Origin of the sequence: Bacteroides sp. UBA939 (assembly GCF_002293435.1) — a bacterium.
Taxonomy (GTDB): Bacteria; Bacteroidota; Bacteroidia; order Bacteroidales; family Bacteroidaceae; genus Bacteroides.
Map to the genome: position 1 here is coordinate 24,016 of NZ_DBDF01000077.1, position 13,753 is coordinate 37,768.

General features: G+C 48.4%; 5 protein-coding genes and 1 pseudogene. All 6 read left to right on the plus strand.

The window, feature by feature from the left end:
* Positions 1-112: 112 nt before the first annotated feature.
* Positions 113-1,021 (plus strand): annotated as a pseudogene (locus B2Z67_RS05370) (family 43 glycosylhydrolase); the annotation flags it as partial.
* An 18-nt stretch (positions 1,022-1,039) separates the two neighbouring features.
* Positions 1,040-3,367 (plus strand): sialate O-acetylesterase, encoded by a 2,328-nt coding sequence (locus B2Z67_RS05375; RefSeq protein WP_414630785.1) that lies wholly within the window; start codon positions 1,040-1,042, stop codon positions 3,365-3,367.
* 670 nt (positions 3,368-4,037) lie between these two features.
* Complete coding sequence (locus B2Z67_RS05380; RefSeq protein ID WP_414630784.1) at positions 4,038-7,175, plus strand: SusC/RagA family TonB-linked outer membrane protein; 3,138 nt, start codon at positions 4,038-4,040, stop codon at positions 7,173-7,175.
* Between the two features lie 13 nt (positions 7,176-7,188).
* Complete coding sequence (locus B2Z67_RS05385; protein WP_291528790.1) at positions 7,189-9,081, plus strand: RagB/SusD family nutrient uptake outer membrane protein; 1,893 nt, start codon at positions 7,189-7,191, stop codon at positions 9,079-9,081.
* A gap of 32 nt (positions 9,082-9,113) precedes the next feature.
* A complete protein-coding gene (locus B2Z67_RS05390; RefSeq protein ID WP_291528791.1) occupies positions 9,114-11,924 on the plus strand; it encodes a SusC/RagA family TonB-linked outer membrane protein in 2,811 nt (936 codons plus the stop codon).
* Positions 11,925-11,965: 41 nt separating this feature from the next.
* Positions 11,966-13,723: a RagB/SusD family nutrient uptake outer membrane protein gene (locus B2Z67_RS05395; protein WP_291528792.1), complete on the plus strand. Its 1,758-nt coding sequence runs from the start codon at positions 11,966-11,968 to the stop codon at positions 13,721-13,723.
* The last annotated feature ends 30 nt before the right edge of the window (positions 13,724-13,753 follow it).

Sequence of the window (13,753 nt, forward strand, 5' to 3'; positions counted from 1 at the left end):
TATCGGCTTTAACTCCTAAGCCCGCTTGAGGGCTGATAACTCCTTTAATTCCTCTAACTCCTGATTCACATAATTCATAATTTATAATTCATAATTCAAATAATAATAAAGTATGAAAAAGAAACAGCATTATCTACTCCTGCTATCAGTCCTGTCACTATGGCTTTCAGGCAGTGTATCTGCACAGAACCCCATTATCAGAGACCAGTTCACGGCAGACCCCACTGCCCGCGTCTTTGACGGGAAAGTATACATCTATCCCTCTCACGACATCCCTGCCCCTGCCGACTACCCTCGCAAAGACTGGTTCTGCATGGCCGATTATCACGTATTCTCATCAGACAATCTGGTGGACTGGACAGACCACGGCATGTTCCTGAGCCAACACGACGTGGAATGGGTAAATGAATCAACCTACAGCATGTGGGCGCCCGACTGTATCTTCAGGAACGGGAAATACTATTTTTATTTTCCGGCTATCACCAACGATACGATTAACAACAGGAGAGGAAGCACCATCGGCGTTGCCATTGCCGACAAACCTTTCGGCCCGTTCGTTCCGGAAAAGCAACCCATCAAAGGCATCAGAGGAATAGACCCCAACGTGTTTATTGATAAAGACGGTCAGGCCTATTTGTACTGGGCAGGCGGCGGTCTGATTATGGCAAAGCTGAAAGAAAACATGCTGGAACTTGCCACAGAACCGACAGTAATAAAAGGACTTCCCGAAGGCTTCAAAGAAGGCCCTTTCATGTTCGAGCGCAATGGCATCTACTACCTTACCTACCCGTGGGTGCAGGATAAAACCGAAACCCTGGCCTACTCCGTCGGCGACAACCCGATGGGGCCTTTCGAGTATAAAGGAATAATTATGGATCAGTCTCCCACCGGTTGCTGGACTAATCACCATTCCATGCTCGAATTCAAGGGACAGTGGTACTTGTTCTATCATCATAACGACTTCTCGCCGGAGTTTGATAAGAATCGTTCTGCCCGGATTGACAGCCTGTTCTTCAACGCAGACGGAACGATAAAGAAAGTGATTCCCACCTTGCGCGGAGTAGGTGTTACCCCGGCAACAGGGAAAATACAGATAGACAGGTACAGCAAACTGAGCGATAAAGGTGTATCTATCGCATTTCTGGATACGACAGACAAGTTTCAGGGATGGAAGACGGAGTTTGCCGCTCCCGGCTCCTGGCTTCGCTATAACCAGGTGGACTTTGGCGTAAGGAGACCGAAATCGATTTGTGTACGCGCCTTCTCCCAATCCGGCGGCAGCGTGGAAGTGAGGTTGGATGGTCTGAAAGGGAAGACTGTTGCACTGGTCAATATTCCTGCAAATGCAGGCTGGAATACGGTTGAAGTACCTTTGACGGATTTCTCGGAAGGCATTCACGACTTATACGTTATCTCCAAAGGAAAGGGGAAAGTGGAAATAGATTGGATGGAATTCAAACCTTCTAAACTGAAACTACCGGCTGTGCTTTCTGACGGAATGGTATTTCAGCGGGAACGCCCCATAAAGATATGGGGTACAGCGGACAAAGGAGAAAGCGTACAGGTCAGATTTTCAAAGAACGCGTTCCCCGATGGAGTGAAAGGCGGAAAGCTGAAAAACACCTACACAGCCACAGCTGATGAAAACGGGAAGTGGATGGTTACGCTTCCTGCAATGAAGGCAGGCGGGCCTTATGATATGGAAGTGAACGACCTTCGCGTGAAGGATATCCTGGTGGGTGATGTATGGTTATGTTCGGGACAGTCGAACATGGAGTTGACGGTAGCGCGTGTGGCGGATATGTTTGGCAAGGAAACGGCTGCTTATGCAAACCCGATGATACGCTACGTCAAAACTCCTTATGGCAACGATTTGCACGGGCCGAAGGAAGACATTGAACGGATGAACTGGACGTCTCTGACGCCGGAAGCAGCACAGACATTTGCCGCACTGCCTTATTTCTTTGCCATAGAGATGTATAATGAAACAAAAGTTCCTGTAGGAATCGTCAATTCGAGTTGGGGAGGCAGCAGCGTCGAGGCATGGATGAGTGAGGATGCGTTGCAGGCATTCCCGAAGAATCTGCGCGAAAGGGATATCTATAATTCTGATGAATACAAGGCGCTGGTGAACAGGGCGGGCGGCATGATGTCGAGGTTCTGGAATCTCTCTTTATATAAAGGTGATGAAGGACTTCATGCTCCGGTGAAGTGGTATGAATCGGGTTTGGATGATTCTGATTGGGAGGCTGTGAATATGTTCTCCAATCAGTTGGGAAGCAAGAATGGTTATCCGGTCAGCGGGTCGCACTGGTTCCGTCAGCATATCCGCCTGACCCCTGAGCAGGCCGGTAAAGATGCGATATTACGTCTGGGATGTATGGTCAATGCCGATTCGGTATATGTGAACGGTGTTTTTGTCGGCACTACGTCCTATCAATATCCGCCCCGTATTTATAAGGTTCCGGCATCTGTGCTGAGAAACGGTGAGAATCTGGTTACGGTGCGTCTGATCAATTCCGGCGGCCGCCCCGGCTTTGTGAAAGATAAACCCTACTGCATGGCGATAGATGGCGATACGGTACGTTTGTCCGAGCAATGGAAGTACAGGTTGGGCTGTGAAATGCCTGCCGGAAGGGGAGGCGTATCCTTTCAGAATATCCCGACGGGTATGTACAACTCCATGATTTCTCCTTTGAGGAATCTTACTTTCAAAGGCGCTTTATGGTATCAGGGCGAGACGAATGCAGGAAGACCCAATGAGTATGAAGCGCTGTTGAGCGCCATGCTTAAGGATTGGCGCGAGAAGTTAGCCGATGAGAATCTGCCTTTCTTCATCATGCAGTTGCCTAACTTCATGCAGGCCCATCATCAGCCGGTGGAAAGTGGTTGGGCAGGAATGCGCGAAGCTCAACGGCAGGTTACTTTGAAGTTGCCCAATACATCTTTGGTAGTGACTATCGACCTGGGAGAATGGAATGATATTCATCCGCTCAATAAGAAAGAACTGGCAAGAAGAACGGCTCTGCAGGTCAGGAAGAAAGTCTATGGACAGAATATCGTTTATAGCGGTCCGTTATTCACTACAGCATCCGTTGCAGATGGAAAAGTTATTCTTTCCTTTGAAGAAGGAACGGATGAACTGATGCCGGTGAACGAACTGAAAGGTTTTGCATTGGCAGGAAAAGACGGTCGCTTCAGATGGGCTGAGGCTACGGTTGAAGGTAATAAGGTGATTGTCAGTAGCAAAGATGTCCCTCAACCGGTGAAGGTGCGCTATGCCTGGGATGATAATCCGCAGGATGCGAACCTGAAAAATACGGCAGGACTTCCGGCTTCACCGTTCCAGGTGGTTTTGGGAGAGTGATATCTTCCGGACATATAGCTTCATACTTCAGGAGTCTATAAGCAGGGGTAACTTGCTTATAGACTCCTGAAGTATAAATAATATAGGTTAATGAATGTATTTGCCGGTAAATGGATAAAAAGCTGTTTTTAGGTTTTATCAGATTGGTTACATATCTTTTGCGCTACGTTACTACCTCTCTCAATCTTGTGTATCACAAGGTATTTCTTATTTCTCTTTTCTTGTTCCTCCTTCCTTTACAATGGTTTTTTTTAGCGAAAAAGACCTTCTTTTGCATGTTGGTGTTGTAAATTGTAATAGTCTCATATACAATGTTTTATGATAAATAATGTAATGCAGTCAAAGAATTATGTAACATAGAAAATAAAGATGTAATGCCATCGAAAAATCGTGTAGCATAATCGTGTTTGTTTTATATTTAAGTTGAATATATTTGTATCCGCAAAAGGAACGATTCCGATAATCGGGATGTGCTGACTATGGAGAACACTTTGTTATCATGGATAGTTCCGAACGTGAAAATATGTAATGGGAATATAAACGCTGGTAATTTACCTTTTAATCTTAATAATTAATTAATTTATGAAATGCAAGTATGATGACAGTTAAGGCTATCCTTAATAGCTAATGAAAGAGAGTATGTAGTTATTAATATCTTAAACTAGTGGTAATGAAAAATGTAACAAAAAAAATTCAAAAGATCCCTTATTTATTGCTTTTGTTGCTATTAAGTTGTTTACCAACTTTAGCGCAAAATGGAGTAACAGTGAAAGGAACAGTTCTTGATGGTACCGGTGAAACGGTTATCGGTGCCTCCATCGTTGTGAAAGGCAACAATTCAATAGGTACTATAACAGATATAGATGGAAATTTTACGTTGACTGTTCCTAAAGATAATGTGGTTCTTGTTGTTTCATATATAGGTATGAGAACACAAGAGGTGACGGCAACAACTCAGAGAATGATAAGAGTTGTATTGGAAGATGATAGCCAACAATTGGACGAAGTAGTAGTCGTAGGTTATGGTCAGCAGAAGAAAGCTTCGGTGGTGGGTGCTATTGCACAGACCTCGGGTGAGACTTTGCAACGTGCGGGAGGTGTATCCAGTGTGGGTGCAGCTTTGACAGGTAACCTGCCGGGCGTGATAACTTCTTCCTCTACCGGTATGCCGGGCGACGAAGACCCGAGGATTGTGATACGTAGTGTCAGTTCTTGGAACAACAGCGAACCGCTTGTTCTTGTGGATGGTATTGAACGACCAATGAGTAGTGTCGATGTGAACTCTGTACAGTCTATTTCCGTGCTGAAAGATGCTTCGGCCACTGCCGTCTATGGTGTGAAAGGCGCTAATGGTGTAATCTTGCTGACTACTAAGCGTGGTAGCGAAGGTCGTGCAAAGATTAATGTAGGTATGAACATGACGGCCAAAGTGGTTTCTGCTTTACCGGGCAGAATGGAATCGGCAGATGCACTCTACGTACGTAACCAGGCTGCTGAGAATGAATTGGGCTTATTCCCAGGTTCTTGGAACAAAGTATTGCCCATGGAAACGATAGAGAAATATCGCAATCCGGCTAATCTGGAAGAGGCTGAACGCTATCCTAACGTAGACTGGCAGAAGGAACTTTTCAAGGACTATGCCATGGCTTATAATCCCAGCATCAATTTGGCAGGTGGTACACGTCACGTGAAATACTTTGCTTCGGTAGACTACCTGCACGAGGGTGACTTGTTCCGCGAATGGGACAACAACCGCGGTTATCAGGCCGGTTATGGTTTCGACCGTATCAACGTTCGCAGTAATCTGGACTTCAAGATTACCAAGACCACTGTATTGAAAGCCAATATCTTTGGTTCTTATGGTGCGAAGAAGTCACCGTGGGGAGTTTCCGATGACTCGTTTGGAGCTACACAGTTGTGGCAGGCTGCCTACAGTTCGCCGGCAGATGCTTTCTTGCCGCGCTATTCTGATGGTACTTGGGGATATTACAGACCCAATAGTCAAGGTGCCCCGAACTCTGTATTGAACCTTGCCAACGCCGGATACGAGATACGCACCACTACCCGCATCAATACCGACTTCTCACTGGAACAGGACTTGGGCTTCCTGTTGAAAGGCTTGCGCGCCAGTGCAATGATATCATGGGACAATGTGTTCATAGAAAGACGACGTGGTGTCAACGACTTGAATCATGGAACTCAAACCAAATGGATAGATCCGGAGACAGGTGAAGTTCATTATGCCAATGCACAGGTCGACTCCAAGACCGGTCTTGATTTTCAGGAAGGTATCTTGTGGGGTACAGCTGGAGGTGAAGTGGATAACGGAGCCACACAACGCAACCTGTATTATCAGGCACAGCTCGCATGGGGGCGCCAATTTGGTGACCATGACGTCACTGCCATGGGAGTATTCAACCGCACGGAGCGGAGTACGGGTAGCGAATTCCCGCATTACCGTGAGGACTGGGCATTCCGTGGCACATATAGCTATGCCAGCCGTTATTTCGTGGAATATAACGGTGCCTATAACGGCTCCGAAAAGTTTAGCCCCGACTATCGTTTCGAGTTGTTCAACTCCGGTGCGGTGGGCTGGATGATTAGTGAAGAAAAGTTCTTCAAACCTCTCCGTAAAGTGGTGGATATGCTGAAGATACGCTATTCTATAGGTGAAGTGGGAGACGACAACCTGGGTATTCGTTTTCTCTATGCCACTCAGTGGGCCTACGGTGGAAAAACTTACCATGGTTTGAACAATGAACAAGATTCACCCTATACTTGGTACAGGGAAGCGTCAGTAGGTAATCCCGACGTACGTTGGGAAACGGCTCTGAAGCAAAACCTGGGTATTGATTATGCCTTCTTCGACGGTCTGCTTGCCGGTAGCCTGGAATTCTTCCGTGACAAGCGTACAGACATTCTTGTAGCCGGAGGTAACCGTGCCACTCCCGGTTATCTGGGTATATCTGCACCTGCCGCCAACTTGGGACGTGTGCGTACCAAAGGATATGAATTGGAACTCCGCGTGAACAAAACACTGAAAAACGGGCTTCGCTTGTGGGGTAACTTTAACATGACCCATGCCGAGAACAAGATTCTGAGCTACGACGATCCCCCCATGCGCCCTGCCTACCAGAAGCGGGAAGGCTTTGCCATTGGCCAGGATCACGCGCACCTTTCCGCAGGTTTTGCCAATACGTGGGACGAAGTGTTTGCGATGCCTACGCACAACACAATGAACGACCAGAAGCTGCCCGGACAATATATCACGATAGACTATAATGGTGACGGCGTGATTGACGCTAACGACAGCGCCCCCTACGGATATACCGGCACCCCGGAAAATACCTACAATGCCACGCTGGGCTTCGACTACAAAGGTTTCAGCTGCTTTATACAGCTGTATGGTGTGACTAACGTCAACCGTACCGTAGGCTTCGGTTCATTGAGCGGTAACCTGAATACTGTGTTCGACGAAGGAACTTTCTGGACGAAAGACCATTTCAATGCCGATGTACCTATGCCTCGCATCAATTCCACTCCGAGTTATTATGAGGGTACCCGTACACACTACGACGGTTCGTTCATCCGCTTGAAGAATGCCGAAGTGGCTTATACGTTTACAGATTCGTGGGTAAAGAAAATGGGTTTGAACAGCTTGAAAATCTTCCTGAACGGAAACAACCTCTGGGTATGGTCGCGCATGCCGGATGACCGCGAATCGAACTTTGCCGGTACGGGACTGGCTTCGCAAGGCGCTTATCCTACTGTACGCCGCTTTAACTTAGGTATTAAATTTGATCTTTAAATATCATTGAATTATGAAGAAATACATTATAAGATATGCTGTAATGGCTTGTCTGAGTTTGGGTCTGGTTGGCATGATAACTTCGTGCACCGACTATCTGGACAAGGCACCCGAATCGGATGTCTCTGCCGAAGGCGCTTTCAAGGACTTTCATAACTTCCAAGGGTTTGTAGAAGAACTCTATGCCTGCATTCCCGACATGGCCAAGCAATATTGGACCAACTCCTGGAATTGGGGAGAAGATGAAGTAATCGGCACTGACATTAACTATCACATGGGCTACAAAGTAGACCAAGGTGACTTTTGGGGCTGGCAGGCACAACATGACGGCTGGGGAGCCGGGTTCCTGGATTCGAATTCGTTGTACTTGAATCATACCGCTGGCGACAACTTCAGATGGAACCGTGACTTGTGGCCGGCTTCCTGGTATGGAATCCGCAAATGTAATATGGGTCTGGCCAATCTTGAGTTGCTTACCGATGCTACACAAGAACAGAAGGATGCCATTGCCGGACAGCTTTACTTTTTCCGCGGATGGTTCCACTTCATGCTGATACAGTACTTCGGTGGACTGCCCTATATAGATAAGGTGTTGCCACCCAATGAAACCTTTGCGGAGCCGAGACTCAGCTATCATGAGTGTGCCGACAAGGCAGCCGAAGACTTCCGTCAGGCTGTACGTCTGCTGCCTATTGATTGGGATGTGACCTCCATCAGTCCGAGTACCAAGGGGAACAACCAACTGCGCATCAACAAAATCATGGCGTTGGGTTATTTGGGTAAGAATTTGCTGTGGGCGGGAAGTCCGCTGATGAACAAAGAGTCTACCGGTAATGCCTCCTATAATCAGGACTATTGCCGCCAGGCTGCCGAAGCTTTCGGCGAATTGCTTACGTTGGTAGAGAGTGGGCAGACCCAATACAGCTTGGTAGATTTTGCACACTACTCCGATTTGTTCTATACTTTCGGCAGGAATGCATTAATGCCCGGATCTACGGAAGCTTTATTCCGCGGCGTTGTGGCCAGTGGCTGGCAAAACACTCGTTACGGTGTGTCTTTGCAGTTTGTGCCTGCTGATTACAAACCGGAAAACAATCCGCAGCTTTCTCCTACAGCCAACTATGTGCATTATTATGGTATGGCTAACGGACTTCCGCTTGATGATTCGGAATCCGGCTGGGACATGACTCATCCTTGGGAAGGTCGCGACCCCCGCTTCTACCATGACATCCGTTTTGATGGTTCACCCATGACATCTGAATCCAAAAAGGGCGATGCAGGCGAATTGTACAACGCCGCCCTCTATACCGGTGGCAAAGCCCGCGACGATCAATATGGTAGTCGCACCGGATTCTTGTTGGGCAAGTTCATTCCTTTGGAAGCCAATAAATTTGATGATGGATGGGGGTGGAGTCCGCAGATGCACATGTACTGTAGTTATATGCGTTTGGCAGATATCTATTTGATGTATGCCGAAGCGGCTGCCAACGCCAACGGAGCGGCAACCGGAAAATCTGCCAATTGCTCGCTTACGGCGGTTGATGCCGTCAACCGTATTCGCGAACGTGCCGGAGTGAATGGTGTAAATGCCAAATATATCGGCTCTATGGAAGCTTTTAACGGTGAAATTCGCCGCGAGCGTGCCGTGGAACTGGCTTACGAGAGCCATCGCTTCAACGATTTGCGTCGCTGGTTACTGCTTGACAAGGCTCCTTATACTACGAAGACTGCCGTGGAATTCGACCGTGTGGGCGACCTGGCCGAAAACGTGCAAGAGACAGCCGTGAGCAACTACAGATACAGAACTATCGTGACCCGTAACTTCACGGAGAAGCACTATTGGTTACCTCTGAAATTGTCTGACGTGACCTTGTATCCGGAGTTTTATCAAAATCCGGGATGGTAAACAAGTGACTTATTTAAATGAAACAGAATATCATGAAACAAATTCATAAAAATATAATTCTTGGAGCCGGACTATTGTTTTCTTCCGTCGCACTGATGGCTCAGGCAGATACGGAAAAGGCAGACACATTGACCCGGAAAGTGAATGTGGCTTTCCGCACAGTCGACCGGTCGGAATTGATGGGCGGCGTTTCGTCTGTCGATGTGGAGGAACTGACTAACAAAAGTTATTCGTCATACAGCCTTGACAATATGCAATCCTTTGTGGGAGGGTTCAACGGGCAACTGTGGAACATGGGCGACGCACTGGTGCTGGTCGACGGTGTTCCTCGGGAAACCAACAACATCCGTCCTTCTGAAATTACGCAAATCACCTTCCTGAAAGCTGCGCAGGCCGTGGTGCTCTACGGAAGCCGCGGCGCGAAAGGTGTCATTCTGATTACCACCAAGCGCGGAGGCAATGAAGACCTGAAGGTGAGTGTTCGTGCCAACTCCGGCATCAACGTGCCGAAGAGTTATCCAAAGTATCTGGCTTCGGCAGAGTACATGACACTCTACAACGAGGCGTTGGGCAACGACGGACTGGCTCCTGCTTTCTCCGATGAACTGATTTACAACTATGCCAGCGGTGCCAATCCTTACCGTTATCCTAACATCAACTTCTTTTCCGATGACTATATCCGGAAAACAAGCCAGGATTATAATGGTGTTGCCGAATTTTCCGGTGGCGGACGTTATGCCAACTTCTATACGAACATTGGTTATGAGAGTTCCAACGATCTGCTGAACTTCGGCGAGAGTAAGAATAACCGTAATACTCGCCTGAATATTCGTGGTAACGTGGATTTGCGTATGAACGATTGGATTAGCGGTTGGGTGAACGCCAACGCCATCTTCTACGATGCACGCGGCGATAAAGCCGACTATTGGAACAATTCGGCCACGCTTCGTCCTACGGCTCCCGGTTCGGCGCCTCTTGTGCCCTTTATTCCGATCGAGTTTATCGACGAAAACGATGCGGCTTCATGGACACTCGTCAATAACAGCAACTACCTCATCGACGGCAAGTATCTGCTGGGAGGTACGCAGTTAAACATGACCAATCCCTTTGCCGCCATGTATGCGTCCGGTTACCGGAAGGCCACTTCACGTCGTTTCCAGTTTGATGCAGGTATCAATCTCGACTTGGAACGTGTACTGAAAGGTCTGTCGTTCCGCACACAATTCTCTGTGGACTACGGAACCTCGTATATCACTTCTATCGACGATGACTATGCGGTTTACGAGGCTGCCTGGAACAACGCTTTCGGTGCCGACCGCATTACTTCGTTGACAAAGTATAATATGGACAAACACACTGGTACGCAAAACGTAAATGAAAGTACTGAGTATCAGACTATTTTCTTCTCCGCACAGTTCGGTTATCAGAATACGTTTGCCGACGACCACCATGTCTCCGGACTGTTGTTGGCCCAAGGTTATCAACGGACCAATTCGGGAGAATATCACCGCATCAGCAATGCCAACCTGGGGTTGCAGGCCAATTATAACTACGCCGGCAAGTATTACGCTGACTTCAGCATGGCTGCCGTACATTCGGCCAAACTGCCCGAAGGGAATCGCCTGGGTCTTTCACCCTCGCTCACATTGGGATGGCGTCTTACTGAAGAAAGTTTCATGGAAGATGCCGACTGGCTGGACAACTTGAAACTGACTGCAGGCTATAGCGTGCTGAATCAGGACTTGGATATAAGGGAATATTATATGTACGCCACCAGGTTTACACAAACCGGCACGTGGTGGGGATGGAGCGAAACTCACAATGCCATGCAGACTTCCGATTACCTGCGGGGTGGAAACCCGAACCTTGGTTATATCAAGCGCAAAGAGTTTACCGCAGGCTTGGACGCTTCGCTGTGGAAAGGTTTCGTCAAGCTGAATGCTAATTTTTTTCTGACCAACACCGAAGGATTGCTGGCACAGCCGGTCACTTATCCGTCTTACTTCCAGACCTACTATCCGGTATCGGATATGCGTCCTTACATCAATGCCAACAACCAGCGCCGTACCGGTGTTGACTGGGCCGTGAATATAGGAAAGAAACAGGGTGATTTTGAATGGAATGTAGGTCTTACCGGAATGTACTATACTTCGAAGAACACCAAGTGGGACGAAATGGCAGAGTTTAGTTGGTTGGAAAACCAAGAACAGCCCATCGACGCCTTGCGCGGCTACCAATGTTTAGGTTTCTTCAAGGATGAAGCTGATGTGGAAAACTCAGCGAAGGTCAACAGCAACACCAAGCCGGGCGACTTGAAATATGTGGATCAGAACAAGGATGGTATCATCGACAACAAAGACCAGGTGGTGCTTGGCAAGTGGAGTGCTCCCTTGTTGATGGGTCTGAACCTGACAGCCAAATACAAAGGCTTCACGCTGTTTGTTGCCGGCGCCGGTTCATTTGGCGGTAAGGGATTGAAGGACAATAGATATATGCATGTTTATGGCGATCGCAAGTATTCCGAAGTAGTTCGCGGACGTTGGACACCGGAGACGGCTGCCACCGCCACTTATCCGCGACTGACTACCCAAGGCGGCGACCTGAACTTCGTGCCATCGGACTTCTGGCTGTACAGTACTTCACGCTTCGACTTGAACCGCGTACAACTGACTTACGACTTCCCGGCTGCCATGCTGAAAAGCAAGATTGTTAAGGGACTGCAAATCTATGCCAACGGAACCAGTCTGCTGACCCTGGCCAAGGAACGTGAATATATGGAGATGAATGTAGGAACTGCTCCCCAACTCCGCTCATACAGTTTGGGTGTCAAGGTGGATTTCTGATGCACTCCTAATGTATAATGTAAAATATAGAATGATAAGTTATGAAGAAAATAATAACAATATGCGCCTTTGCAGCTTGCCTGACCGGATGCGATGACCTTTTTGAACCGGCCATCGAAAACAATCTCGGTTTGGAATACATGTACGTGAATTCGCAATACGCCGAAGGTGTGCTGGCAAATGCCTATACACGAATACCTAATGGCGGATATTCCTTTAACGACGTGGCTACGGACGATGCCGTGAGCAACGCTGCCGACAACAACTGGCGTAGGATTGCTTCCGGCATGTGGACGTCAAGTAACAATCCTGCCGATCGCTGGACTTCCTGCCGTTCGGCCATCCAATACATCAACCTCTTTCTGGCTAATGCAGACCAGGTGAAATGGGCCAATGACGAGGTCGTAGCCCGGATGTTCTGCGACCGTCAGAAAGCGGAAGCCTACGGGTTGCGTGCTATGTATATGTACTACCTGCTCGAGGCTCATGCCGGCTATACCGAAGACGGCGTACTGATGGGAGTTCCTATCGTGACGGAGCCGGAAGGAGCGGGTTCTAATTTCAACGTGCCCCGTAATACGTTTGCCGACTGCATCAGGGCTTTGAAAGACGATGCTCAAAAAGCACTCGACGTATTGCCTTGGGAGTATGGCGACGAAGCTGAGATGCAGCGTATTATTTCTAAATATCCGGGAGGTGATATAGGAAGGGTAACCCGTGTATTCGGTTCCGCTTTCACTGGCCGTATGTCCGGAAAGATTGTGGAAGCTTTTCTTGCCAAGGCTGATTTGCTGGCAGCCAGCCCGGCCTATAGCGAACACTCCGGTATCAGCTGGGAAACGGCAGCCACCAGCGCTGCCCGGGTGCTGAACCACATCGGTGGAGTGACTGGCGTGGATCCTACCGGATGGACTTGGTATTGCAATATTTCTGACATCGACAACCTGAGCGATACACAGTCGCCTGCTGAAATCCTGTGGCGCGGCGAGCGTGGCAGGTCGTTGAATCTCGAAGAAGACAACTATCCTCCTACGCTCTTTGGAAACGGACGCATCAACCCCACCCAGAACTTGGTGGACGCATTTCCCATGCTGAACGGCTATCCCGTATCCGAGTCTGCCGGAAACTATGACTCAGCTCATCCGTATGATAACCGTGACCCCCGTCTGACCGCTTACGTCCTCTACAACAGAGGAGTAGCCGGTAATGCGAACAAGGAAATCATTACGGCGGCGGACGGAACAACCAACGATGCCTTGAACATGGTGAATGAAAAATCCACACGTACGGGTTACTACCTGAGGAAACTGTTGCGTCAAGACATCAACCTCGACCCGAATGCAAGAGCCGACCAATACCACTATACGCCTCGCATCCGCTATACCGAAATCTTCCTGGCTTATGCCGAAGCAGCCAACGAAGCTTACGGCCCACAGGGAAAGGGTAGCAACAGCTATTCGGCCTATGATGTGGTGAAGGCGTTGCGCAACCGTGCCGGTATCGGTGTCAACAATGGAGACGCTTATCTGGAATCCGTCAAGGATGACAAGGCGAAAATGGCAGAGCTTATCCGCAACGAACGCCGTCTGGAACTCTGTTTCGAGGGTTTCCGCTTCTGGGACTTGCGCCGCTGGAAGAGCAACCTGAGCGAGACAGCCAAGGGCATGAGCATCAGCGGAGACAACTATACTGCTATTAACGTGGACAACCGCTCGTTTGCTGACTATATGTTTTACGGCCCTATTCCTTATTCGGAAGTTCAGAAATACGGTGAACTGAAACAGAATAAGGGCTGGTAACCTGTTTGTAAATTTTTACTAAACGCATAA